Here is a 24,231-nt window from a genome sequence, read left to right as displayed (position 1 = left end):
GAACAGGTGCAGGACAAGGCCACGCGCTGGCTATGGTCGTACAATCACGAGCGCCCGAACATGGCACTCGGCGGCATCACGCCAATGCAGAAACTGGCTCGTGCCGCATAGCTCCACTTTTGGTGTCTGCTAAAAGCGGGGGGATTACCGCCGGAGGGGATCGAAGCGGTGAACCAGGTTTCCCCCGATGATCCGTACAACATCGACTCGCGGATCAACCCACCGGAGTTGCGTTGACGAAAATGGTTGCTCTGGAGACGGTCAATCGTCCCAGCTATCCAACTGTTTCTCCACGAGCACATTCTTCAACGCCACGTAGGCCGGAACCCCATCCCGCCCATACGGCGGATACGCCTCCCCACGAATCAGCGGCTCCAGATATCGCCGGGCAGCGGCGGTGATGCCGAACCCATCCTTGCGCATGAACGCCGCGGGCAGCTTCTTCTCCCGGTTGGCAATGCGGCTCAGCGGCGCAGGCTCGATCTTCCAGCGGTAGGGGCTGTCGGAGGTGCGCGTGATCACCGGCATGGTGGCGTTCCTGCCCTCCAGCGCCAGCCGCACGGCGGCCTGGCCGACGGCGATGGCGTGGTCGAGGTCGGTCCTGGAGGCGATGTGCCGCGCCGAGCGCTGCAGGTAGTCGGGCAGCGCCCAGTGCACCTTGTGGCCGAGCGTGTCCTTGACCCGGCCGGCCAGGTGCGAGGCGACGCCGCCCAGCTGGGTGTGGCCGAACGAGTCCCTGGCGCCGCCCGCATCGGCGACAAAGCCGCCGTCGGCGGTGCGGATGCCTTCGCTGGCCACCACCAGGCACCAGCCCACGCGCTCGACGACCCGGTCGACTTCGGCCAGGAACGCCGCTTCGTCGTAGGCGCGCTCGGGGAAGAGGATGATGTGCGGTGCGTCGTCGCGGCTCCTGCCGGCCAGGCCCGCGGCGGCGGCCAGCCAGCCGGCGTGGCGGCCCATGGTTTCGTAAACGAAGACCTTTGTGGAGGTGTCGGCCATGGCGGAGACGTCCAGCGCGGCTTCGCGCACGGAGACGGCGGTGTATTTGGCGGCCGAGCCGAAGCCGGGGCAGCAGTCGGTCAGCGCCAGGTCGTTGTCGACGGTCTTGGGCACGCCGATGCAGGTCAGCGGGTAGTCGAATTCCCCGGCCAGCTTCGACACCTTGAGCGCGGTGTCGGCCGAGTCGTTGCCGCCGTTGTAGAGGAACCAGCGCACGTCGTGGGCGCGCAGCACGTCGAGCAGGCGCTCGTAGCGGGCGCGGTCGTCTTCCAGGGTGCCGAGCTTGTAGCGGCAGGATCCGAACGCGCCGCCGGGCGTGTGGGCCAGGCCGCGGATGGCGGCGGCGCTTTCGCGGGTGGTGTCGATGAGCTCCTCGCGCAGCACGCCGAGAATCCCGTTGCGGCCGGCCAGCACCTTCACCTTGCGCGCCCGCGCTTCACTGATGACGGCCGACGCGGTGGCGTTGATGACGGCGGTGACGCCGCCCGACTGGGCGTACAGGAGCGTTCCGGAAGGCATATGGGATCCGTGGATGCGACGAAGAGCGGTGGGGGAGGGGCGCAATTGATGCGGTAAGCTGGCGCCAGCGGGCGCCAAGGGGGCAGTTTATCGCCACCCGTGTCGCGACCGGTTCACGATTTCGAAAGCAGCTTCAAGGAGCAAGGCGATGCGACTGGTATTACTGGGGGCCCCGGGTTCGGGCAAGGGAACGCAGGCCGCGCGCCTGAAGGAACGCCTGGGCGTTCCGCACATCTCCACCGGCGACCTGCTGCGGGCGGAAGTGGCCGCGGGCAGCCCGCTGGGGCTGCAGGCGAAGGAGGTCATGGCGCGCGGCGACCTGGTGTCCGACGAGATCCTGCTGGGCATGCTGGAGGAGCGCCTGGCGCGCGACGACGTGCGCGGCGGCTTCATCCTCGACGGCTATCCGCGCAACCTGGCCCAGGCCGCTGCGCTGGACGGGCTGCTGGAGCGCCTTGGCCAGCCGTTCGACGCGGCGGTGCAGCTGGAAGTCGACAACGAGCTGCTGATCGAGCGCCTGGCCGGCCGCGCCCAGCAGGAAGGCCGCGCCGACGACAATCCCGAATCGGTGCGCAAGCGCCTGACGGTGTACGACGAGCAGACCGCGCCGGTGATCGAGTTCTATCGCGAACACGGCCAGCTCACGGCGGTCGACGGCGTCGGCGGCCTGGACGAGGTGTTCAACCGCATCCTGTCGGCGATCGGCGCGGACAAGACGGCCGCCTGATCCCCGATGGGCCCGGTGGTGGGCCGCTGGTGGCGCTGGCTGCGCGGCCAGGGGCCCCTGGAAATCCTCCCTGGCCGGCCGCTGCCCGCCGTGGCGACCTGGCTGGCGGCGCTGGCGCTGACCTGGGCCGCCGACCTGGCATCGGCCAGCGGCCCGGGGGTGCTGCACGCCCCGCTGGTGCTCGCGGTGGAGGCGGCGCTGATGGCCGCGGTGCTGGCGTTCGCGCGCCGCCGCCATCTGATCGCCCAGGTGCTGCAGGGCGGCGGCCTGCTGGCAGGGCTGCGCAACCTCGTCCTGGCGCCGGTTCTGGCGCTGCTGTTCGCCGCCGGTGCGGATGCCGGGCCGGGCACGATCCTGCTGCTGTTCCTGCCCCTGGCGCTGGCCACGGTGGCGGCGATGGCGTGGCTGGTGGCCCGCTACCTGGCGCTGTGGAAGCAGGCGCTGCGGGCCGGGCGCGGCGCCGCCGGGGCGCTGCTGCTGGGCATGGCGCTGGCGCTGCTGCTGGCCGAGGCCGTGCTGGCACGGGCGTTCCCGGCCGCTGCCAGCGCCGCCGGTCTCCGGTAGAGTTCGGCCCGCCAATGCAAGGAATCCCCCCGACTTGAAGATCCACATCCTCGGCATCGCCGGAACATTCATGGGCGGCGTGGCCGCGCTGGCGCGCGAGTCCGGCGTCACCGTCGAAGGCAGCGACCAGGCGGTGTACCCGCCCATGTCCACCCAGCTCGAGCGCCTGGGCATCCAGCTGCGCCAGGGCTACGACCCCGGGCACATCTCCGATGACGCCGACGAGGTGATCGTCGGCAACGCGCTCTCACGCGGCAACCCGGCGGTGGAGGCGCTGCTGGACTCCGGCCGCCGCTACACCTCCGGCGCCCAGTGGCTGGCGGAACACGTGCTGCCCGGACGCACCACGATCGCGGTGGCCGGCACCCATGGCAAGACCACCACCAGCACCATCCTGGCCTGGTTGCTGCAGGCGGCCGGGCGCGAGGCGGGGTTCCTGATCGGTGGGGTGCCCGACGGCTTCGGGGTGTCCGCGCGGCGCGGCAGCGACCCGCTGTTCGTGGTCGAGGCCGACGAGTACGACACCGCGTTTTTCGACAAGCGCAGCAAGTTCGTCCACTACCGGCCGAAGGTGGCGATCCTCAACAACCTTGAATTCGACCACGCCGACATCTTCCCGGATCTGGCCGCGATCGAGCGCCAGTTCCACCACCTGGTGCGCACCGTGCCCGGCGGCGGCCGGCTGGTGGTCAACGGCGAGGACGCCAACCTTGCCCGGGTGCTGGAAATGGGCTGCTGGACGCCGGTGGAGCGCTTCGGCATCGACGGCGATTTCGACTGGAATGCGCGCCTGGTCGAGGCGGACGGCAGCGTGTTCGAAGTGCTGCACGCGGGCCGGCCGGTCGGCACCGTGCGCTGGCCGCTGCTGGGCCGGCACAACGTAATGAATGCGCTGGCCGCGCTGGTTGCCTGCCATGCGGTGGGCGTGGATCCGGCGGCGGTGATCCCGGCGCTGGAGGGCTTTGGCAGCGTGAAGCGGCGCATGGAGCGGCTCGGCGAGGTGGACGGCACCGTGGTGTACGACGACTTCGCCCACCATCCGACCGCCATCGCGACCACCCTGTCCGGGCTGCGCGCCAGCGCGGGCGATGCGCGCATCGTGGTGGCGATGGAGCCGCGCAGCAATTCGATGCGCCTGGGCGCGCACGCCGACGCGCTGGCGCCGGCGTTTGACGATGCCGACGCGGTGGTGTTCCTGCACCGGCCGGAGCTGGAGTGGGATGCGGGCCGGGTGGTCTCGGCCGTGCGCGGCGAGGCGGCCGCGGTCGCCGACGCGGAGGCGCTGCTGGCCGCGCTGCTCGAACGGGTGGGCGAGGGGGATCGGGTGGTGTTCATGTCCAACGGCGGCTTCGACGACGCGCCGCGCCGTTTCCTGGCGGCCCTGCGGGCGCGCGCCGGCGCGTCCGGGAAGTGAGCGTGGTCGAGGCCGGGGCCGGATCCGTGCTGCCGCTGTTCCCGCTGCGCTCGGTGCTGGTGCCCGGCGCGGCGCTGGGGCTGCGGGTGTTCGAGCCGCGCTACCTCGACCTGGTGCGCGAATGCGGGCGCAGCGGCGGCACCTTCGGCATCTGCCTGATCCTGGAGGGCAGCGAAGCCGGCGCGCCGGCCACGCCGGCCGCGTGGGGCACCGAGGCGGTGATCGAGGATTTCGACCGCGATGCGGACGGCCTGCTGGCGCTGCGCGTGCGCGGCGGGCGCCGCTTCCACGTGCGCCAGGTGCGGGTGCGCGACAACGGCCTGGTGGTGGCCGCGATCGACTGGCAGGACGATGATCCGGAAGTTCCGCTGCGGCCCGAGCACGCGCTGCTGCGCGAGGTGCTGGCGGGCATCCTGGAGCAGGCCGGCAGCGATTCCTACGCGGTGCCCAAGCCGAAGATGGAGGACGCGGCCTGGGTTGGCTGGCGCCTGGCCGAACTGTTGCCGCTGGAAGACCGCCAGCGCCTCGGCCTGCTGCAGGAGGCAGACCCCCACGCGCGCCTGCAGCAGCTGCTCGAGTTCATCTCGTAGACCGGCTGCGCAGGCGGGCTTAGCGGATCCGGATACGCAGCACCGGAAGTCTGGACTGCGGATGCGGCTCCTCCTCCACCTCCAGCTCCTGCACCGCATCGCGAAGGTCGTTCCACGCAGCATGCCCGTCGGGACGCGGCTGCCACAGCCCGAACAGGTCGAACGGCCGGGTATGGTGCAGGGTCTGCATGGAACCCACCCACAGCGGGGTGTCCTCGGCCAGCGCCACCGGCGCGCGCCACAGGCGCAGCACCCGGATCTGCCCGGGCGCCACCTGCCGCCGCAGCAGCAGCGTTTCCGCCTCGGTATCCAGGGTTGCCGGCAGCACCGGCTGCGCTTCCGGGGCGACGTCGTCATCCAGCAGGCCAAGGGTCGCGACCCAGTCCGCCTGCGGCTGGGCCTGCCAGCCGCGCTCCTCCAGGTGTTCGCGCAGCGGCTGCAGCGGGCCGGCCACCTGCACGTCCAGCGGCCAGCGCAGGGCGCGGTCGCGCTCGTTGCGCTGCGGCGGCAGGGTGCGCCAGCCCCCGTTCCACCAGTCGTCGGCGGCCAGGGTCGCGGTGGGCGGCGGCGGGGTGAGCGCGGCCAGCATCGGATCGACCGCGCGCGGTGCATGCCAGAGCGCCGCCACCGCGAACGTGCCGTAGAAGATCGCGGCCAGCGGCCGCATCCAGAACGAGCGGTTCACATGGCTGCGGTAGGCCAGGCCCAGCACCAGCAGCCAGACCACGCCCAGCAGCATCCCGCCGACCACGTCGCTCAGCCAGTGCGCCCCCAGGTAGATGCGGGCGAACCCCATCGCCCCGGCCACCACCCCGGACACCAGGTACGGCCAGACCCGCGTGCGCCCCGGCAGCTCGCGTGCGATCAGCACCGCGAAGAAGCCGAAGGTGATGGTGGTCATGGTCACCGTCATCGACGGGAACCCGAACCCGCCGTGCGCGGTGGGCGGCGGCGGCATGCTGATCACCGCTTCCAGCAGCGCCGTCAGCGCCACTCCGAACCCCATCGCCGCCAGCCAGTGGGTGACCGCCATCCAGCGCCGCCGCCAGGCCAGCCAGATCATCGCCAGCCCGGCCGCCGGCACCAGCACCGCGGCGTCGCCGATCGACGCCAGGCCGGCCATCAGCCGATCCGCCAGCGGGTTGCGCAGGGCGGTCATCAGCTCATACGTGCGCAGGTCGATCGCCAGCGGCTCGCCGCGCATCAGCACCGTGGTCGCCAGAGCAAACCAGGCCCAGCCGATGCCGATCAGCAGCACCGCCAGGATCGCCAGCGACGGCGACTCCGGCCGCCGCGGGTCGATCAGCGCCTCGGCGTAGCGCCCCAGCCGCGGCCGCGCCCGCGTCCACCGGAGCGCGCGCGCCAGCAGGTCGTTGGCGCGGAAGTCGAACCAGCGGTAGGTGTAGAGCACGATCGCCCAGACCAGCGCGAGCACCGCCAGCAGCGCCGCCAGCACCAGCGCCAGCCGGTCGGCCACCGCGGCCACCGCGTCGTAGGAGGCGCCGAAGATCCAGCCCGGGGCCAGGAACAGCGCCGCCCAGGCCACCGCCGCCACCGCGCTGACCGGCAGGTAGCGATCCAGCCGCATCCGCAGCATCCCGGCGATGGCGGGCACGAACGGCCGCACCGCGCCGACGAAGCGCGCCACCAGGATGCTCTTCACCCCGTGCCGCCGGAACAGCAGCTCGCCGCGGTCGAGCAGCTGCGGATAGCGCCGGAACGGCCAGACCTGGCGCATTTCCGGCCCCCAGCGCCGCCCCACCCAGTAGCTGAGCGCGTCGGCGCTGAACGCGCCGGCCGCGGCGCAGGCGATCGCGTACGGGCCATCCACGTGGCCCAGGCCGATCAGCGCGCCCACCGCGAACAGCAGCGGCATCGCAGGCACCACGATGCCCACGACCACCAGCGAATCGAGGAATGCAATCAGGAAGATCACCGCGCCCGCGGCCACCGGATGCGCACTGATCCAGGCCAGGGTGTTGTCGAACCAGGCGGAGGTCATCGCGCAATTATGGCAGCCGCCGATTGGATCCCGGCACGCCGACCTACAATGGCCCGATGACCCAGGACGACCCGGTTGAAATCCAGGCGCTGAAGGCCGACAGCTTCGGCCGCATCTCGCTGATGCGGGGCGCCGATGGCGTGTTCGTGCGCCGCGACCTGCGTCACGTGCCGCTGTGGCTGCGGCTGCCGGCCTGGTGGCTGGCCCGGCGCGAGGCGCGCGGGCTGGAGCAGGTGCGCGGCATGGCCGACGTGCCCCAGCTGCTGGCCTGGGACGGCCGCCGCCTGGATCGCAGCTACATGGAGGGCGCGGCCATGTACCAGCGCCCGCCGCGCGGCGACCTCGCGTATTTCCGCGCCGCACGCCGCAGGCTGCAGGAGCTGCACCGGCGCGGCGTCGCCCACAACGACCTGGCCAAGGAGGCCAACTGGCTGGTGCTCGAGGACGGCCGCCCGGGGATCATCGATTTCCAGCTGGCCGTGGTCGGCAACCCGCGCTCGCGCTGGATGCGGCTGCTGGCGCGCGAAGACCTGCGCCACCTGCTCAAGCACAAGCGCATGTACTGCCGTGAGTACCTCACGCCGGTGGAAAAGCGCCTGCTCAAGCGCCGCTCCTGGGTGCGCGACCTGTGGTTCCGCACCGGCAAGCCGGTGTACCGCTTCGTCACCCGGCGGATCCTGAAGTGGGAAGACAACGAAGGCCAGGGCCCGAAGCCCTGAATGAACGCGCCTGCGCGGCGACGGAGGAAACGGCATGACCACGCTCAAGGGCAAGACCCTGTTCATCACCGGCGCCTCGCGCGGCATCGGCCGCGCCATCGCCCTGCGCGCCGCCCGTGACGGGGCCAACGTCGCCATCGTCGCCAAGTCCGGCGTGCCCAACCCCAAGCTGCCCGGCACCATCCACACCGTGGCCGCGGAAGTGGAGCAGGCCGGCGGCAAGGCGCTGGCGATCCAGTGCGACATCCGCGAGGAGGCGCAGGTGCGCGAGGCGGTCGCGGCCACCGTGGCCGAATTCGGCGGCCTCGACATCCTGGTCAACAACGCCAGCGCGATCTGGCTCAAGGGCGTGCTGGACACGCCGATGAAGCGTTTCGACCTGATGCAGCAGGTCAACGCCCGCGGCAGCTTCCTGTGCGCCCAGGCCTGTCTGCCGCACCTGCTGGAGGCGGCAAACCCGCACATCCTCACCTTGGCCCCACCGCCGTCGCTGGATCCGAAATGGTGGGGGCCGCATACCGGCTACACCCTGGCCAAGATGGGCATGAGCTTCGTCACCCTGGGCCTGGCGGCCGAGTTCGGCCCGCGCGGGGTGGCGGTCAACGCGCTGTGGCCGCGCACCGTCATCGCCACCGACGCGATCCGGATGATCCCGGGCGTGGAGGCCGCGCGCTGCCGCACCCCGGAGATCCTGGCCGACGCCGCGCACGCGGTGCTGGTGCGCGAGGCGGCCGGGTTCAGCGGAAAATTCCTGATCGATGACGAAGTGCTGGCCGAAGCCGGGGTGACCGACCTGTCCGGCTACGCGGTCGATCCATCGCAGCTGCTGCTGCCGGATCTGTTCCTGGACGCCTGAGCCGGACATCGCCACGGGTGCCGCAGTGCACCATGGCGCCGCCGTGCGATCGGCCACAATGCGGCAGGCAATCCTGTCCCATGGCCATGATCCAGACCACCGAAGATCCGCTGGCGCTGTCGCGCTACTACCTGCCCGTGTACCGCCAGCGCCAGGTCGTGCTTGAGCGCGGCCAGGGGTCGCGGCTGTGGGACAGCGAGGGGCGGGACTACGTCGACCTGGCGGCCGGCATCGCGGTGTGCAGCCTTGGCCACGCCGATCCCGACCTCACCGCGGCGCTGGTCGAACAGGCCGGCAGGCTCTGGCACACCAGCAACGTCTTCCACAGCGAACCTCCGCTGCGGCTGGCGCAGGAGCTGGTGCAGGCCTCGCGGTTCGCTTCGCGGGTATTCCTGTGCAACTCGGGGGCCGAGGCCAACGAGGCGGCGATCAAGCTGGTGCGCAAGTGGGCCGCGGGCGAGGGGCGGGCGCCGGAGCGGCGGGTGATCCTCACTTTCCGCGGCGGCTTCCACGGGCGCACCCTGGCCACGGTCACCGCCACCGCCCAGCCGGCTTACCAGGCGGGCTTCGAGCCGCTGCCCGGCGGCTTCCGCCACGTGGACTTCAACGACCTGGTGCAGGCCGAGATCGCGATGGCGGCCGGCGACGTGGCCGCGGTGCTGGTCGAGCCGATCCAGGGCGAGGGCGGGGTGACGCCTGCCGCGCCGGGATTCCTGCGCGGCCTGCGCGAGCTGTGCGACCACTACCGCGCGCTGCTGGTGCTGGACGAGATCCAGTGCGGCATGGGCCGCAGCGGGCAGCTGTTCGCGCACTGGCACGACCAGGTGGTGCCGGACGTGGTGACCCTGGCCAAGGCGCTGGGCGGCGGCTTTCCCATCGGCGCCATGCTGGCCGGGCCGCAGGTGGCCGAGGCGATGGGCTTTGGCGCCCACGGGTCGACGTTCGGCGGCAATCCGCTGGCCGCGGCGGTGGCGCGGGTGGCCCTGGAGAAGCTGTCCTCGCGCGAGATCGCCAGCAATGTGTCCCGCCAGTCGGCGGCGCTGCGCGCGGGGCTGGCGGCGATCAATGACGGACTGGGCCTGTTTGCCGAAGTACGCGGGCGCGGGCTGATGCTCGGCGCCCAGCTCAAGCCCGCCTTTGCGGGCCGGGCCGGGGAGATCCTGGACCTTGCCGCCGCCCACGGCCTGCTGCTGCTGCAGGCCGGGCCGGACGTGCTGCGCTTCGTGCCCGCGCTGAACATCACCGATGGTGATGTCGCCGAAGGCCTGGCGCGCCTGCGTACCGCGCTGGCGCGCCTGCCGTAGGCCGGCCCTTCGGCTCCGGCTACGCCGCCACGACCTTGAACGCCTCGCGCGCGGCTTCCACCGTCGCGTCGATCACCGCTTCATCGTGGGCGCTGGAGATGAACCCGGCCTCGTAGGCCGACGGCGCCAGGAACACCCCGCGCTCGAGCATGGCGTGGAAGAAGCGGTTGAAGGCATCGATGTCGCAGGCGGTCGCGTCGGCAAACGTGTCCACCTTCCGGTCGGTGAAAAACAGCCCGAACATCGCGCCCACGCGGTTGGTGGTCAGCGCCACGCCGGCCTCGCGCGCCGCGGCCTCGAAGCCGTCGCACAGCGCGTTGGAAGTCGCCTCCAAGCGGTCGTGGAATCCCGGCTCCTGCACCAGTTCCAGCATCGCCAGGCCCGCCGCCATCGCCACCGGGTTGCCGCTGAGCGTGCCGGCCTGGTAGATCGGGCCGGCCGGTGAAACCTGCTTCATCAGGTCGCGCCGTCCGCCGTAGGCGCCCACCGGCATGCCGCCGCCGATGATCTTGCCGAAGGTGCTGAGGTCCGGAGTGATTCCGTAGCGCGCCTGCGCCCCACCCAGCGCCACCCGGAAGCCGGTCATCACCTCGTCGAAGATCAGCAGCGCGCCGTGCTGCGTGCACAGTTCACGCAGGTGCTGCAGGTAGCCCTCGCGCGGCGGCAGGCAGTTGGCGTTGCCCACCACCGGCTCGATGATCACCGCCGCGATCTCTTCGCCGACGTCCTCGAACAGCTGCGTCGCGCCGTCGAAGTCGTTGTAGCTGATGGTCGAGGTCAGCTCGCCCAGCGCCGCCGGCACGCCCGGCGAAGTGGGCACGCCCAGGGTCAGCATGCCGCTGCCGGCCTTGACCAGGAACGAATCGCCGTGGCCGTGGTAGCAGCCCTCGAACTTGACGATGCGCTGGCGCCCGGTGGCCCCGCGCGCCAGCCGGATCGCGGACAGCGTGGCCTCGGTGCCCGAGTTCACCATCCGCACCACCTCGCATGAGGGCACCAGCCGGGTGATGGTTTCGGCCATGGTGACCTCGGCCGGGCAGGGCGCGCCGAACGACAGGCCGTTGCCGATCGCTTCCTGCACCGCCTGACGCACCTGCGGGTGGTTGTGGCCGACGATCATCGGGCCCCAGGAGCCGACGTAGTCGATGTAGCGGTTGCCGTCCACGTCGTGCAGGTACGCGCCGTCGGCGCGCTCGACGAAGAACGGTTCCCCGCCCACCGACTTGAACGCGCGCACCGGCGAGTTGACGCCGCCGGGGATCAGTTCGACGGCGCGGGAGAACAGGGCGTGGGACTTGTCGTGCTTCATCGATGTGGTTCCAGGTTCGGGGGAGTTGAAGGGTGGCGGAAGGGCCTGCGGCAGTGGTTCAGCCGTCGAAGGCGTGGCGCAGCGCGCGCGCCGCGGCCGCCGGATCGGGGGCGTCGAACACGCCGCCGATCACCGCCACCAGGTCGGCGCCGGCCGCCACCAGGGCCGGCGCATTGTCGGCGGTGATGCCGCCGATCGCCACCAGCGGCCGGCCCAGCGCGCGCGCCTGCTGCAGCAGCTCCGGGCCGGCGCGGCGGGTGGTGGCCTTGCTGGTGCTGGGGAAGAACGCGCCGAAGGCGAGGTAGTCCGCCCCGGCCGCGGCCATGCGCGCGGCCCGGCCGATGTCGTCGTAGCAGGAGGCGCCGATGATCGCCGCCTCGCCCAGCAGCGCGCGGGCCTGGACGATGCCGCCGTCGTCCTCGCCCAGGTGCACGCCGTCGGCGCCGCAGGCGTGGGCAAGGGCCGGATCGTCGTTGATGATCAGGGCCACGCCGGCCGCCCGGCACAGCCCTGCAAGCGCCTGCGCCTGCGCCTTTCGCAGCGCGGCACCGGCGGCCTTGTTGCGGTACTGCAGCCAGGTGGCGTGGCCGATCACCGCTTCGGCCCGATCCAGCAGCCGCCCGGTATCGGCCTCGTCCGGAGTGATCAGGTACAGGCCGCGCGGGCGCGCGGCGGTGCTTTCGTTCATGTCTTCGGTTCCCTGCCGCGGCGGGCAATGGGAGAATGCCGCTTCCTCCGCCGCACCAGGGCCATTATCGGATGAACGCCACCGCCACGCAGACCGCATCGCGCACCTGGATGTGCGTGGTATGCGGCTTCATCTACGACGAGGCCGCCGGCATGCCGGAGGAAGGCATCGCCGCGGGCACCCGCTGGGAAGACGTTCCGGAAGACTGGACGTGCCCGGATTGCGGCGTGACCAAGGACGATTTCGAGATGGCCCCGGTCTGAGCCGGCGCCTCAGTTCAGGCGAGCGTTTCCGCTGCTGGCATCCACCAGGGTTTCGCGCACCGGCCGGGTGTCGTCCGCGTCCGGGTTGAGCATCAGGTAGCGGCCCAGATCCTCGCGGGCACCAAGGCGGTGGCCCAGCCGGTGATAGCCCAGGCCGCGGTCGCGCAGCGCGTCGGGATTGTCGGGCACCAGTTTCAGCACCCGGTCGGCGCAGCGCACCGCGCGCGCCCAGTCCTCCTGTTCGGCATACACCGCATGCAGGTTGCGCAGCATCCGCACCAGGATCGCGCGGTGCGAGGCCGGGTGCAGGATCTCGTGCAGCGCCTGGTCGTCCAGGCCGCCGCCGGCCAGGTGCGGCTGCACCCGTTCGCGCAGCTCGTCCGCGTCCAGCGGCCGGCCGCGGTTGAACGGGTCCATCACCAGCATCCCGTCATCCACCGGCAGGCGCACCAGGAAGTGGCCCGGGAACGAGATCCCGTCCAACGGCATGTCCAGCCGCCGCGCCACCTCCATCTGCACCAGCGCCAGCGAGATCGGGATGCCCAGCCGGCGCTCGAACACTTCGTTCAGATAGCTGTTGCGCGGGTCGTAGTACTCGTCGTGGTTGCCGGCGTAGCCGAGCTCGTCGAACAGGTACTGGTTGATCGCCATCATCCGCATCGGCCAGTGCCCGATGGCCTCCAGCCGCGGCCGCAGCTGGGCCACGTGCTGGGACACCATCGCCTCGTAGTGGCCTGGATCCAGGTCCGGGTACTCGTCGCTGGCGATCAGCAACGCGGTTCCGAGTAGCGGGATGTCGCCGTCATCGAGCGAGGCGAGCGAGTTCCATGCGGGCAGCGGGGTGCGGTCGTCCATGGCGCAAGCCTGCTCCGGAACCTGCCTGCGGCGCAAGCCGGCGGGCCGCGCGGCTCAGTCCTGCGCCGGAATCGCGGGGCCGAACTGCAGCTCTGCCCCGTCTTCAAGGCCCAGCCGCTCGGCTTCCCCCGCATTGAGCTCGAGCACGTACAGCGCGGGCGCGCCGCTGGGATATGCCGGGCAGCCAAGCCCGGAAGGACACGGCTGCACGTCTCGCTGCTGCGACACCAGCCTGCGCTCGCTGTTGAAGTACAGGATGTCGAGCGGGATCAGCGTATTCATCATCCAGTAGGCCTGCGGCTCTTCGCGCGCATGGATGAAGAGCATGCCGCTGCCTTCGGCAAGCTCGTCGCGGAACATCAGGCCGACCGCGCGCTGCTCGTCGGTGACCGCCAGCTCCACCCGATAGTGCTCGCCGGCCAGTTCCACCCACCTGCCGTCGGCGGACGGGCCGCTCGCACACGCATTGAGGGGAGCTGCGGCCAGGACGCACAGCAACAGCACGGAAAGGGCGCGAATGCAGGGCATGGGATGCCTCCGGTTGTCGTTGCGGCCACGATTGACCAGGCCTGCCCGGCGGTCAAGCGCCGCAACCCGCACAGGCCTCTTCCCAAACGCGGGCAAGGGGTGCACAATGCGCGCCCCGCCACGGAGCGGCCAGCAACACCGGCCACGGCGGGGACGAAGAACGGCTTCGAAAGGTGTTGACGTTCTTCAAAATCGCGCTAAGATGGGCGGCTCACTTCGACGGATCGCCACAAGGCAGACGGAAAAGTGAACGGCGGCAGCAACCCCGAAACAGGGTGTTGACGAAAGCCAAAACCGCGCTAAGATGGGCGGCTCACTTCGACGGATCGCCGCAGGGCAGACGGAAAAGTGAATGGCGGCAGCAACCCCGAAACAGGGTGTTGACGAAAGCCAAAACCGCGCTATCATGGGCGGCTCCCTCGGGAAGATTGAGGGGATGGGGATGCGGCGCTGAGGCCGGTTCCCGGATCTTTGAAAGTGTGCGCAGGTGACTTGTGCGGGCGTCTGGCAGGTGGGTGACCATCCACATAAGCAGACGCTCACAAGAGAACCTAAGTCAATTCAAATGCATTAATGCAAGCGAGTGATTCAGGGGCTCGGTGACGACTGCACTCAAGTAATAAGGGCTTCGGCCCTGCAAGACTTAAGTGAAGAGTTTGATCCTGGCTCAGAGTGAACGCTGGCGGCAGGCCTAACACATGCAAGTCGAACGGCAGCGCGGGGAGCTTGCTCCCTGGCGGCGAGTGGCGGACGGGTGAGGAATGCATCGGAATCTGCCCATTTGTGGGGGATAACCTCGGGAAACCGGGACTAATACCGCATACGACCTTCGGGTGAAAGCAGGGGATCTTCGGACCTTGCGCAGATGGATGAGCCGATGCCGGATTAGCTAGTTGGCGGGGTAAAGGCCCACCAAGGCGACGATCCGTAGCTGGTCTGAGAGGATGATCAGCCACACTGGGACTGAGACACGGCCCAGACTCCTACGGGAGGCAGCAGTGGGGAATATTGGACAATGGGCGAAAGCCTGATCCAGCCATGCCGCGTGGGTGAAGAAGGCCTTCGGGTTGTAAAGCCCTTTTGTTGGGAAAGAAAACTTTCCGGTTAATACCCGGAGAGAATGACGGTACCCAAAGAATAAGCACCGGCTAACTTCGTGCCAGCAGCCGCGGTAATACGAAGGGTGCAAGCGTTACTCGGAATTACTGGGCGTAAAGGGTGCGTAGGTGGTTCGTTAAGTCTGATGTGAAAGCCCTGGGCTCAACCTGGGAATTGCATTGGATACTGGCGGGCTAGAGTGCGGTAGAGGGTAGTGGAATTCCCGGTGTAGCAGTGAAATGCGTAGATATCGGGAGGAACATCCGTGGCGAAGGCGACTGCCTGGACCAGCACTGACACTGAGGCACGAAAGCGTGGGGAGCAAACAGGATTAGATACCCTGGTAGTCCACGCCCTAAACGATGCGAACTGGATGTTGGGTGCAACTAGGCACTCAGTATCGAAGCTAACGCGTTAAGTTCGCCGCCTGGGGAGTACGGTCGCAAGACTGAAACTCAAAGGAATTGACGGGGGCCCGCACAAGCGGTGGAGTATGTGGTTTAATTCGATGCAACGCGAAGAACCTTACCTGGCCTTGACATGTCGAGAACTTTCCAGAGATGGATTGGTGCCTTCGGGAACTCGAACACAGGTGCTGCATGGCTGTCGTCAGCTCGTGTCGTGAGATGTTGGGTTAAGTCCCGCAACGAGCGCAACCCTTGTCCTTAGTTGCCAGCACGTAATGGTGGGAACTCTAAGGAGACCGCCGGTGACAAACCGGAGGAAGGTGGGGATGACGTCAAGTCATCATGGCCCTTACGGCCAGGGCTACACACGTACTACAATGGGGAGGACAGAGGGCTGCGAACCCGCGAGGGCAAGCCAATCCCAGAAACCTCCTCCCAGTCCGGATCGGAGTCTGCAACTCGACTCCGTGAAGTCGGAATCGCTAGTAATCGCAGATCAGCATTGCTGCGGTGAATACGTTCCCGGGCCTTGTACACACCGCCCGTCACACCATGGGAGTGGGTTGCACCAGAAGTAGCTAGTCTAACCTTCGGGGGGACGGTTACCACGGTGTGATTCATGACTGGGGTGAAGTCGTAACAAGGTAGCCGTATCGGAAGGTGCGGCTGGATCACCTCCTTTAGAGACCGGACGGCATCGCCTGTCCAGGCGTCCGCACAAGTGACCTGCATCCAGTAGTTCCCGACCCGCTCCGGCGGAGTCGTGGGAGCGTCCCTTATGGGGCCATAGCTCAGCTGGGAGAGCACCTGCTTTGCAAGCAGGGGGTCGTCGGTTCGATCCCGACTGGCTCCACCACGCTTACCCCTGAGTCCGATAGTTTTCGGGTCTGTAGCTCAGGTGGTTAGAGCGCACCCCTGATAAGGGTGAGGTCGGTGGTTCGAGTCCTCCCAGACCCACCATCGGAACGCTGGATGAGATTGCGCACACTAATAAAGACTGATTGCGACGGCGCTGAGGCCGGCGCGTGATCTTTGAAAATGGGATGTAGCGAGCGTTTGAGACGAATCTGTCCAGACGTGTCGTTGAGGCTAAGGCGGGAATCGAAAGATTCCTAATTTGAGTCGTTGCAATATTCGCGTCGGTGGCTTGTAACCACCGGCACATCGGCCCCGAGGCGACTTGGGGTTATATGGTCAAGCGAATAAGCGCACACGGTGGATGCCTTGGCGGTCAGAGGCGATGAAGGACGTGGCAGCCTGCGAAAAGTGTCGGGGAGCTGGCAACAAGCTTTGATCCGGCAATGTCCGAATGGGGAAACCCACCTCGCAAGAGGTATCGTGCACTGAATACATAGGTGTACGAGGCGAACGCGGTGAACTGAAATATCTAAGTAACCGTAGGAAAAGAAATCAACCGAGATTCCCTGAGTAGCGACGAGCGAACGGGGACTAGCCCAAAAGTCGATTTGGTTCTAGCAAAACAACCTGGAAAGGTTGGCCATAGAAGGTGACAGCCCTGTATGCGAAAGGGCCATTTCGATGAAATTGAGTAGGGCGGGGCACGTGAAACCCTGTCTGAACATGGGGGGACCATCCTCCAAGGCTAAATACTACTGACCGACCGATAGTGAACCAGTACCGTGAGGGAAAGGCGAAAAGAACCCCGGCGAGGGGAGTGAAATAGACCCTGAAACCGTGTGCGTACAAGCAGTAGGAGCCCTTCGGGGTGACTGCGTACCTTTTGTATAATGGGTCAGCGACTTACTGTTCGTGGCAAGCTTAACCGTTTAGGGGAGGCGAAGGGAAACCGAGTCTGATAAGGGCGCATAGTCGCGGGCAGTAGACCCGAAACCGGGTGATCTAGTCATGCCCAGGGTGAAGGTACCGTAACAGGTACTGGAGGCCCGAACCCACTCCCGTTGCAAAGGTAGGGGATGAGGTGTGATTAGGAGTGAAAAGCTAATCGAACCCGGAGATAGCTGGTTCTCCTCGAAAGCTATTTAGGTAGCGCCTCATGTGAATCCTCTCGGGGGTAGAGCACTGTTATGGCTAGGGGGTCATCGCGACTTACCAAACCATTGCAAACTCCGAATACCGGGAAGGACTGCATGGGAGACACACGGCGGGTGCTAACGTCCGTCGTGGAAAGGGAAACAACCCAGATCCACAGCTAAGGTCCCCAATTCAGTGCTGAGTGGGAAACGATGTGGAAAGGCATAGACAGCCAGGAGGTTGGCTTAGAAGCAGCCACCCTTTAAAGAAAGCGTAATAGCTCACTGGTCGAGTCGGTCTGCGCGGAAGATTTAACGGGGCTAAGTACTGAACCGAAGCTTGGAGTGCATAGCAATATGCGCGGTAGAGGAGCGTTCCGTAAGCCGCTGAAGGTGAGTTGAGAAGCTTGCTGGAGGTATCGGAAGTGCGAATGCTGACATGAGTAACGATAATGCGGGTGAAAAGCCCGCACGCCGAAAGCCCAAGGTTTCCTTGCGCAACGTTAATCGGCGCAGGGTGAGTCGGCCCCTAAGGCGAGGCAGAAATGCGTAGTCGATGGGAAGCTGGTTAATATTCCAGCACCTCGCGTAAGTGCGATGGAGGGACGGAGAAGGTTAGGTCTACCAGGCGTTGGTTGTCCTGGGTTAAGGCGGTAGGTTTGGGTCTTTGGCAAATCCGGGACCCTTCAAGACCGAGCACCGATGACGAGTCCAATAGGACGAAGTGACTGATACCACGCTTCCAGGAAAAGCTCCTAAGCTTCAGCTTACGCAGACCGTACCGTAAACCGACACAGGTGGGTAGGATGAGAATTCTCAGGCGCTTGAGAGAACTCGGGTGAAGGAACTAGGCAACATAGCACCGTAACTTCGGGAGAAGGTGCGCCCCTGATGGTGGCTCATGCGAGCTATAGCTGTCGGGGGCCGCAGTGACCAGGCCGCTGCGACTGTTTATCAAAAACACAGGACTCTGCAAACACGAAAGTGGACGTATAGGGTCTGACGCCTGCCCGGTGCCGGAAGGTTAATTGATGGGGTCAGCCGCAAGGCGAAGCTCTTGATCGAAGCCCCGGTAAACGGCGGCCGTAACTATAACGGTCCTAAGGTAGCGAAATTCCTTGTCGGGTAAGTTCCGACCTGCACGAATGGCGTAACGATGGCGGCGCTGTCTCCACCCGAGACTCAGTGAAATTGAAATCGCTGTGAAGATGCAGCGTTCCCGTGGCAAGACGGAAAGACCCCGTGAACCTTTACTATAGCTTTACACTGAACGTTGAGTTCGTCTGTGTAGGATAGGTGGGAGGCTTTGAAACCATGGCGCCAGCTGTGGTGGAGCCATCCTTGAAATACCACCCTGTCGTGCTTGACGTTCTAACCTGGGCCCGTAATCCGGGTCGGGGACCGTGTATGGTGGGTAGTTTGACTGGGGCGGTCTCCTCCCAAAGAGTAACGGAGGAGCACGAAGGTACGCTCAGCGCGGTCGGACATCGCGCACTGTGTGCAAAGGCATAAGCGTGCTTGACTGCGAGATCGACGGATCAAGCAGGTACGAAAGTAGGTCTTAGTGATCCGGTGGTTCTGTATGGAAGGGCCATCGCTCAACGGATAAAAGGTACTCCGGGGATAACAGGCTGATACCGCCCAAGAGTTCATATCGACGGCGGTGTTTGGCACCTCGATGTCGGCTCATCACATCCTGGGGCTGTAGTCGGTCCCAAGGGTATGGCTGTTCGCCATTTAAAGTGGTACGCGAGCTGGGTTCAGAACGTCGTGAGACAGTTCGGTCCCTATCTGCCATGGGCGTTGGAGATTTGAGAGGGGCTGCTCCTAGTACGAGAGGACCGGAGTGGACGAACCCCTGGTGTTCCGGTTGTCACGCCAGTGGCACTGCCGGGTAGCTACGTTCGGAAACGATAACCGCTGAAAGCATCTAAGCGGGAAGCGTGCCTCAAGATGAGATCTCCCGGGAGCTTGACTCCCCTGAAGGAACCATCAAGACCAGGTGGTTGATAGGCTGGGTGTGTAAGTGCAGCAATGTATTTAGCTAACCAGTACTAATGATCCGTGTGGCTTGACCATATAACCTCAAGTGGCCTTGGACTCGACGACAACGTCTGGGTTCGAATCGGCCTCGCTACATCCCACCCTACGAGAGCGTGAGCGCGATCGGTCCATCGGAGCAATCCGTCGGCCGTGACGCGACCCTCCACCCTCTCCCTGGTGATAATAGCTGCGTGGAACCACCCGATCCCATTCCGAACTCGGAAGTGAAACGCGCACGCGCCGATGGTAGTGTGCATCTAGCATGCGAGAGTAGGTCATCGCCAGGGTTTTTACCCAAAACCCCGCAGCCCAGGCTGCGGGGTTTTTCTTTGTGGCGGAGAATGTTTGCGGAAGGGGCGGAGCCGTCTGTGTAGGAGCGCGCCATGCGCGCGAGGCCGCGTGAACCGGTGGTTGGCGGGGTGGCTCCGGTGGTGATGAGACGGCCGAAGGCGCCTGGCGCGATTGATGTCACGCGGTTTCGCGCGCATGGCGCGCTCCTACAGCAGGTGTTGCGGTCTGGGGCTTGGCTTTTTACAGAACCTGGGGCGGCTGGCCGCCGATGATGACGATGTCGGCCGGGCGGCGGGCAAACAGGCCGACGCTGACCACGCCCGGGATCTGGTTGATCTCCCGTTCAAGCACCAGCGGGTCGGTGATCATCAGCCCGTGTACGTCCAGGACCCAGTTGCCGTTGTCGGTGGTCACGCCCTGGCGCCAGACCGGCTGGCCGCCGGTGTTGGCCACGATCTGCCTGCCCACCAGGCTGCGTGCCATCGGGATCACCTCCACCGGCAGCGGAAAGCGGCCGAGCACGTCGACCTGCTTGGCCGGATCTATGATGCAGACGAACTTTTCGCTTGCCTCGGCGATGATCTTCTCGCGGGTCAGGGCGGCGCCCCCGCCCTTGATCAGCCGCTTGTGCGGATCGCACTCGTCGGCGCCGTCCACGTACAGCGGCACCGGGCCGACCGCGTTCAGATCCAGGACTTCGATGCCGTGGCTGCGCAGGCGCTCGGTGCTCTGGTCGGAGCTGGAGACCGCACCGTCGATGCGATCCTTGATCCGGGCCAGGGCGTCGATGAAGTAGGCGACCGTGGATCCGGTGCCGACGCCGACCACCATGCCGTCCTCGACGTAATCGATGGCCTTTTCGCCGGCCAGGCGCTTTGCTTCGCTCACGACGCCTTCCCCTCCAGTGCCAGCAGCGTTTTCCATTGCGATGCGCTCACCGGCAGCACCGACAGCCGCGCACCCTTGCGGATCAGGGCGAAATCCTCGCCCAGCTGCTCGCTGCGGGTGCGGATGGTGGCCAGCGGGATCGGTTGGTGCAGCTTGCGCACGAAGCCGACGTCGACCAGGAACCAGCGCGGCTCTTCCCGCGTGGCCTTGGGGTCGAAGTATTTCGACTTCTTCTCGAATTGGGTCGGATCCGGGTACGGCGTGCTGGCGACCTGGGCAATGCCGTAGATGCCCGGCACCTTGGCGTTGGAGTGGTAGAAGAACACCTGGTCGCCAACCTGCATGCTGTCGCGCATGAAGTTGCGGGCCTGGTAGTTGCGCACCCCTGTCCAGGGTTCGGTGCCGACCCGCTCCAGGTCGTCGATCGAAAAGTCGTCCGGTTCGGACTTCATCAGCCAGTAGCGCTTGGGTGTGTTCATCTGTTCCCGTCGGGCAGGTGGGTGGCGAGCTCGGTGCAGACCGCGTCAAGCGGTACGTCCCACTCGCGGCGGTCGAGCGCGTCGACCTGCTGGCGGGAGAATGCGGCGCCGGTGAGCCAGGGCGGGCCCGCGCTGTCGCGGCGGAACCCGAAGCTGCGATCGTACCAGCCCGCGCCCATGCCCAGCCGGTTGCCGGCAAGGTCGTAGCCCACCAGCGGCAACACCACCAGCGCCATCGCCTCGGGCGCAAGCAGGCTGGAGGGAGGCACGTTGGGTTCGGGTATGCCGTAGCGGTTGGACACCAGCGGATCGCCGGGACGCCAGGGGGCGAACGCGAGGCGCTTCTCCCCGTCTTCGCGCTCTTCGAGCACCGGCAGGCAGTAGACCAGATCCGCGGGCAGGCGCATCTGGAACACGTGCAGGGCGATTTCGCCGTCCATCGCCCAGTAGCCGGCGACGTGTCCGCGCGCGGGCAGGAACGGCAGCGCAAGCAGCCGGCCGGCGAGCGACTCGGCCGCGGCGATGCGGTCCTTGGCGGGAATCTCGCGCCTGGTGTGGCGCAGTTGGCGGCGCAGCGCGTTGCGCGGGTCGGTCATCGGCAATGGCGTGCGTCGGATGCGGCAGCCGATGGTGCCACCGCGCCCGTGAAAAGGGTACGTCCTCCACTCATGACGATGCGCGCAAAACGACCTTGAACCCAGGGTTCAGGTGGGGTGGCCACGGATTCCATCGGGCTTTCCGCTCGGGGCGGACTTGCACGCCCGGATTCCACAGCCGTCCCGTAGGTCGTCATTAGGGACAAGGCAAATATTCTGCGCGCTGTCGGACACAGCAGAGGACGCAGTTGAAGTATAGCTCCAACGGCTGCGCGATGATGAATACAGGGATGCTGGCCGCGCTCAGCCGGAAACGGAATCCAGCTTGCGTTCCAGCACGTCCAGGCTGCGATCGATCTCGGCTTCGCGCTCGCGCAGCTCCTGCAGCTCATGGGCCAGGTTGAGCGCGGCCAGCACCGCGACGCGGTCGACGGCGGCCATCCGGTTGGCGCCGCGGATCTCGCGCATCTTGCCGTCCAGAAGCCTGGCCGCGGCCATCAGCGCCTCGCGCCCCTCGGCGCCCACGCCGACCGTGTATTCGCGATCCAGGATGCGGATGCTGACCGGTTCGCTGCCGGCGCTCACGTGTGCTGCTCCAGCGACTTGAGCCGGGCGATCATCGCCTCGACCCGCGAGCGGGCCTGCTCGTTCTTGGCCAGCAGCTGCGAGCGTTCGCCAGAGACCTGCTCATGCTGCTGGCGCAGGCTGCGGTTCTCTTCATCCAGCTGCCGGACGCGTTCGGCCAGCTGGTCGACGCGAGTCGCAAGCGCGCGGATGCGTTCGACCTGGCCGGGATTGTCCATGCCGCCACGATAGGCAGGCCGGGAACCACGGTCAAGGCGCGGCGCGGCCGGGCGCGTGCTGGTCGGGGCCCCAGCTGCGGATGAAGGCCAGGCAGGCGTGTCCATCCATGGGCGGGGCCACCCAGAACCCCTGGATCTCGTCGCAGCCCTGGTCGGACAGGAAGCGCAGCTGGGCTTCGGTTTCCACGCCCTCGGCGATCACCTTCAGCCCCAGCGAGTGGGCCATGGTGATGATCGTGCTGGTGATCGCGGCATCGTCCGGATCGGTGCTGACATCATCGACGAAGGCCTTGTCCACCTTGATCGCCGTGATCGGCAGGCGCTTGAGATAGGCCAGCGACGAATAGCCGGTGCCGAAGTCGTCGATCGCCAGCGGCACGCCGATCTCGCGGAAGGCCTGCAGGCGGGCGGCGGACTGCTCGGCGTTGGCCATCAGCACGCTCTCGGTCAGCTCCAGCTCCAGGGAAGCCGGCGCCAGCCCGGTGTCCCGCAGCACCTGCCTGACCACCTCCGGGAAGTTGCCGCGCAGCAGCTGCAGCGCCGAGACGTTGACCGACACCGCCAGCGCCGGATCCACCCCGTGCTGCTGCCAGCGGCGCAGCATCAGGCAGGCTTCGCGCAGCACCCACTCGCCGATCTCCAGGATCTGGCCGCTTTCCTCGGCCAGCGGAATGAAATCGGTCGGCGGCACTTCGCCATGCTCTTCGCTGTTCCAGCGCAGCAGCGCCTCCACGCCGGTGATCCGCGAGTCGGCCAGCGACATCCGCGGCTGGTAGGCCAGGCGCAGCTCGCCGCGGTCGAGCACCTTGCGCAGCGACGCGGACAGGGTGGCGCGGGTGCGCGTGGCCACGTCCATGGCGTCGTCGTAGCGCATGAAGGTGCGCCGCCCGGCGGCCTTGGCCTGGTACATCGCGGTGTCGGCGCGCTTGATCAGCTCCGTCGGCACCTGGCCGTTCTCGGGATACAGGCTGATGCCGATCGAGGGCGAGATCGCGATTTCCTGGCGGCCGTCGATCAGCAACGGCGCCTCGAAGGCCATGATGATCTCGCGCGCGGTGTGCTCGGCCTGGTCGGGTGACTCCACGTTCTCCAGCACCACGGTGAACTCGTCGCCGCCCAGGCGGGCCACCGTGTGCTGCTCGCCCAGGGTCTGCTGCAGGCGCTTGGCCGCCGCGCGCAGGATCCGGTCGCCGGCGGCATGGCCCAGCGAGTCGTTGATGTCCTTGAAGCGATCCAGGTCCAGGAACAGCAGTGCGATCCGGCCCTCGTGGCGGCGGGCGCGCACGATCGCGCGCGACAGATGGTCGGACAGCATCGCCCGGTTGGGCAGGTTGGTGAGGGTGTCGAAGTTGGCCAGGTACAGCAGCTCCTGCTCGGCGCGCTTTTGCTGGGTCACGTCGCTGAGCACGATGACGTACTGCGCCTCGCCGGGATTCCCGCCGTTCACCGCGCTGCAGACCAGCTGGCCCAGGAACTCCTCCCCGTCCTTGCGCCGCTGCCACATTTCTCCCTTCCAGTGGCCCTGGCCGGTCAGCTGGGTACGCATGTGGCGGTAGAAGGCGGCGTCGTGCTGGTCGCTGTCCAGCAGCGCCGCGCCGCGGCCGATCGCCTCCTCTTCCGAGTAGCCGGTGATCCGCGAGAACGCGCGGTTGACCGAGATGAAGTTGAACGACGCGTCCACCACCGACACCGCCTCGTCCATGCTGTGCAGCACCTGGGCGGCGATGCGCCGCTCGCGATCGGCCTGGCGGCTGCGGCTGATGTCGCGCGCGGTGCCGGCCACGCGGATCGGCCGGCCATCGGCATCACGTTCGACGATCCGGCCGCGGGCCCGGATCCAGACCTGCTCGCCGTTCTCCAGCAGCACCCGCGCCTCGGTGACCACGCTGCGCGTCGCTCCTTCCAGGCAGGCCTGCAGGTCGCGCCGGGTGGTGCCGATGTCGTCACGGTGGATCATTCCGTCGATCGGGACGGAGCGTTCGTGCATGACGTCGGACAGGCCCTCTGCGTCCGGTTCCACCAGCAGCATGCGCAGCATGGAGCTGCCCACGTCGTATTCCCAGTAATGCTCGCCGGTGGCCCACAGGGCCATCTTCAGCCGTTCCTCGCGCTTGCGCACGCTGTTCAGCTGGCGGCGCGTGCGGCTGCGCTGCAGCACCAGCAGCGCCGCCGTGAGCAGCACCAGCAGGATGATCACGGCGCCCAGCAGCCGCGGATCTGCGGGATCGATCGGCACGTTGCTCCCCTGCGCCGCGGCAGCGGCGCCCGGTTCCGAGTGTAGGCATTCCGGCATGCGGG

At 67.1% G+C, this 24,231-nt stretch carries 21 protein-coding genes, 2 tRNA genes, 3 rRNA genes and 1 other RNA gene; 14 read left to right on the top strand and 13 right to left on the bottom strand.

The features are described from left to right. The coding region (locus tag ACOZ90_RS13985; protein WP_479724350.1) for an integrase core domain-containing protein at nucleotides 1–111 on the top strand (111 nt) is incomplete at its 5' end. A 150-nt stretch (nucleotides 112–261) separates the two neighbouring features. Here ACOZ90_RS13985 and ACOZ90_RS06670 read toward each other — a convergent pair. Further along, complete coding sequence (locus ACOZ90_RS06670; RefSeq protein ID WP_422892854.1) at nucleotides 262–1,518, bottom strand: 6-phosphofructokinase; 1,257 nt, start codon at nucleotides 1,516–1,518, stop codon at nucleotides 262–264. A gap of 148 nt (nucleotides 1,519–1,666) precedes the next feature. Here ACOZ90_RS06670 and ACOZ90_RS06665 point away from each other — a divergent pair, with 148 nt between their 5' ends. From ACOZ90_RS06665 to ACOZ90_RS06650, 4 genes are read left to right on the top strand one after another with little or no spacing between them, the layout of a single operon-like run. Beyond that, entirely contained in the window at nucleotides 1,667–2,245 is a 579-nt protein-coding gene (locus tag ACOZ90_RS06665; RefSeq protein WP_422892853.1) for an adenylate kinase, read from the top strand. Between the two features lie 6 nt (nucleotides 2,246–2,251). Next, nucleotides 2,252–2,809, top strand: coding sequence for a hypothetical protein (locus ACOZ90_RS06660; protein ID WP_422892852.1), 558 nt, complete (start codon nucleotides 2,252–2,254; stop codon nucleotides 2,807–2,809). A gap of 34 nt (nucleotides 2,810–2,843) precedes the next feature. After that, nucleotides 2,844–4,223 (top strand): UDP-N-acetylmuramate:L-alanyl-gamma-D-glutamyl-meso-diaminopimelate ligase, encoded by a 1,380-nt coding sequence (gene mpl / locus ACOZ90_RS06655; protein ID WP_422892851.1) that lies wholly within the window; start codon nucleotides 2,844–2,846, stop codon nucleotides 4,221–4,223. Beyond that, on the top strand, nucleotides 4,220–4,813 hold the full coding sequence (locus tag ACOZ90_RS06650; RefSeq protein WP_422892850.1) for an LON peptidase substrate-binding domain-containing protein: 594 nt from the start codon (nucleotides 4,220–4,222) through the stop codon (nucleotides 4,811–4,813). The genes mpl and ACOZ90_RS06650 overlap by 4 nt, the downstream gene beginning before the upstream one ends. 19 nt (nucleotides 4,814–4,832) lie before the next feature. On the opposite strand, the gene ACOZ90_RS06645 is transcribed toward ACOZ90_RS06650, so the two are convergent. Continuing rightward, nucleotides 4,833–6,815, bottom strand: coding sequence for a bifunctional DedA family/phosphatase PAP2 family protein (locus ACOZ90_RS06645; RefSeq protein WP_422892849.1), 1,983 nt, complete (start codon nucleotides 6,813–6,815; stop codon nucleotides 4,833–4,835). Between the two features lie 56 nt (nucleotides 6,816–6,871). Here ACOZ90_RS06645 and ACOZ90_RS06640 point away from each other — a divergent pair, with 56 nt between their 5' ends. From ACOZ90_RS06640 to ACOZ90_RS06630, 3 genes are all read left to right on the top strand, one after another. Next, nucleotides 6,872–7,534, top strand: a complete 663-nt coding sequence (locus tag ACOZ90_RS06640) for a protein kinase family protein (protein ID WP_422892848.1) — start codon at nucleotides 6,872–6,874, stop codon at nucleotides 7,532–7,534. A gap of 34 nt (nucleotides 7,535–7,568) precedes the next feature. Beyond that, nucleotides 7,569–8,390, top strand: coding sequence for an SDR family oxidoreductase (locus ACOZ90_RS06635; protein WP_422892847.1), 822 nt, complete (start codon nucleotides 7,569–7,571; stop codon nucleotides 8,388–8,390). Nucleotides 8,391–8,476: 86 nt separating this feature from the next. After that, nucleotides 8,477–9,694, top strand: a complete 1,218-nt coding sequence (locus ACOZ90_RS06630) for an acetylornithine transaminase (RefSeq protein ID WP_422892846.1) — start codon at nucleotides 8,477–8,479, stop codon at nucleotides 9,692–9,694. A 19-nt stretch (nucleotides 9,695–9,713) separates the two neighbouring features. Here the strand turns inward: ACOZ90_RS06630 and hemL are convergent, their stop codons facing one another. Together hemL and thiE are read right to left on the bottom strand one after the other, a co-directional pair. Further along, the gene (hemL, locus tag ACOZ90_RS06625) at nucleotides 9,714–11,003 is read right to left on the bottom strand and encodes a glutamate-1-semialdehyde 2,1-aminomutase (RefSeq protein ID WP_422892845.1); all 1,290 of its coding nucleotides are present in this window, start codon (nucleotides 11,001–11,003) and stop codon (nucleotides 9,714–9,716) included. 58 nt (nucleotides 11,004–11,061) lie between these two features. Further along, nucleotides 11,062–11,691 carry a thiamine phosphate synthase gene (gene thiE / locus ACOZ90_RS06620; RefSeq protein ID WP_422892844.1) on the bottom strand — a complete coding sequence of 210 codons (630 nt, stop codon included), beginning with the start codon at nucleotides 11,689–11,691 and terminating at the stop codon, nucleotides 11,062–11,064. Between the two features lie 35 nt (nucleotides 11,692–11,726). On the opposite strand from thiE, the gene ACOZ90_RS06615 reads away from it, so the two are divergent. After that, the gene (locus ACOZ90_RS06615) at nucleotides 11,727–11,954 is read left to right on the top strand and encodes a rubredoxin (protein ID WP_422892843.1); all 228 of its coding nucleotides are present in this window, start codon (nucleotides 11,727–11,729) and stop codon (nucleotides 11,952–11,954) included. Between the two features lie 9 nt (nucleotides 11,955–11,963). On the opposite strand, the gene ACOZ90_RS06610 is transcribed toward ACOZ90_RS06615, so the two are convergent. Both ACOZ90_RS06610 and ACOZ90_RS06605 read right to left on the bottom strand, forming a co-directional pair. Beyond that, nucleotides 11,964–12,809, bottom strand: coding sequence for a SirB1 family protein (locus ACOZ90_RS06610; protein ID WP_422892842.1), 846 nt, complete (start codon nucleotides 12,807–12,809; stop codon nucleotides 11,964–11,966). Between the two features lie 54 nt (nucleotides 12,810–12,863). Continuing rightward, nucleotides 12,864–13,337 carry a DUF192 domain-containing protein gene (locus tag ACOZ90_RS06605; protein ID WP_422892841.1) on the bottom strand — a complete coding sequence of 158 codons (474 nt, stop codon included), beginning with the start codon at nucleotides 13,335–13,337 and terminating at the stop codon, nucleotides 12,864–12,866. 644 nt (nucleotides 13,338–13,981) lie between these two features. On the opposite strand from ACOZ90_RS06605, the gene ACOZ90_RS06600 reads away from it, so the two are divergent. The 5 genes from ACOZ90_RS06600 (at nucleotide 13,982) to rrf (ending at nucleotide 19,163) form a co-directional block, all read left to right on the top strand. Further along, a 16S ribosomal RNA gene (locus ACOZ90_RS06600) occupies nucleotides 13,982–15,524 on the top strand. Nucleotides 15,525–15,622: 98 nt separating this feature from the next. Beyond that, nucleotides 15,623–15,698 (top strand) — tRNA-Ala (locus ACOZ90_RS06595). A 27-nt stretch (nucleotides 15,699–15,725) separates the two neighbouring features. Then, a tRNA-Ile gene (locus ACOZ90_RS06590) sits at nucleotides 15,726–15,802 on the top strand. A gap of 232 nt (nucleotides 15,803–16,034) precedes the next feature. Continuing rightward, nucleotides 16,035–18,912: ribosomal RNA gene (locus tag ACOZ90_RS06585) — 23S ribosomal RNA — on the top strand. Nucleotides 18,913–19,049: 137 nt separating this feature from the next. Next, nucleotides 19,050–19,163: ribosomal RNA gene (gene rrf / locus ACOZ90_RS06580) — 5S ribosomal RNA — on the top strand. The 16S, 23S and 5S rRNA genes sit together here with 2 tRNA genes alongside, the layout of an rRNA operon. A gap of 244 nt (nucleotides 19,164–19,407) precedes the next feature. Here rrf and rpiA read toward each other — a convergent pair. The 7 genes from rpiA to ACOZ90_RS06545 form a co-directional block, all read right to left on the bottom strand. Further along, entirely contained in the window at nucleotides 19,408–20,055 is a 648-nt protein-coding gene (gene rpiA / locus ACOZ90_RS06575) for a ribose-5-phosphate isomerase RpiA (RefSeq protein ID WP_422892840.1), read from the bottom strand. Then, complete coding sequence (locus ACOZ90_RS06570) at nucleotides 20,052–20,534, bottom strand: EVE domain-containing protein (protein WP_422892839.1); 483 nt, start codon at nucleotides 20,532–20,534, stop codon at nucleotides 20,052–20,054. Before ACOZ90_RS06570 ends, rpiA begins: the two co-directional genes overlap by 4 nt. Further along, nucleotides 20,531–21,130 carry a 5-formyltetrahydrofolate cyclo-ligase gene (locus ACOZ90_RS06565; RefSeq protein ID WP_422892838.1) on the bottom strand — a complete coding sequence of 200 codons (600 nt, stop codon included), beginning with the start codon at nucleotides 21,128–21,130 and terminating at the stop codon, nucleotides 20,531–20,533. The genes ACOZ90_RS06570 and ACOZ90_RS06565 overlap by 4 nt, the downstream gene beginning before the upstream one ends. Before the next feature lie 59 nt (nucleotides 21,131–21,189). Further along, nucleotides 21,190–21,375, bottom strand: a non-coding RNA gene (ssrS, locus tag ACOZ90_RS06560) — 6S RNA. 58 nt (nucleotides 21,376–21,433) lie between these two features. Further along, on the bottom strand, nucleotides 21,434–21,715 hold the full coding sequence (locus ACOZ90_RS06555) for a cell division protein ZapA (protein WP_422892837.1): 282 nt from the start codon (nucleotides 21,713–21,715) through the stop codon (nucleotides 21,434–21,436). Then, nucleotides 21,712–21,933 carry a TIGR02449 family protein gene (locus ACOZ90_RS06550; RefSeq protein ID WP_422892836.1) on the bottom strand — a complete coding sequence of 74 codons (222 nt, stop codon included), beginning with the start codon at nucleotides 21,931–21,933 and terminating at the stop codon, nucleotides 21,712–21,714. The genes ACOZ90_RS06555 and ACOZ90_RS06550 overlap by 4 nt, the downstream gene beginning before the upstream one ends. Before the next feature lie 31 nt (nucleotides 21,934–21,964). After that, nucleotides 21,965–24,169, bottom strand: a complete 2,205-nt coding sequence (locus tag ACOZ90_RS06545) for a putative bifunctional diguanylate cyclase/phosphodiesterase (protein ID WP_422892835.1) — start codon at nucleotides 24,167–24,169, stop codon at nucleotides 21,965–21,967. Nucleotides 24,170–24,231: the final 62 nt, after the last annotated feature.

The sequence above is a fragment of the Luteimonas dalianensis genome, from assembly GCF_049339425.1.
Lineage (GTDB): Bacteria > Pseudomonadota > Gammaproteobacteria > Xanthomonadales > Xanthomonadaceae > Luteimonas > Luteimonas dalianensis.
This window is presented reverse-complemented; position numbering and strand designations above follow the sequence as displayed.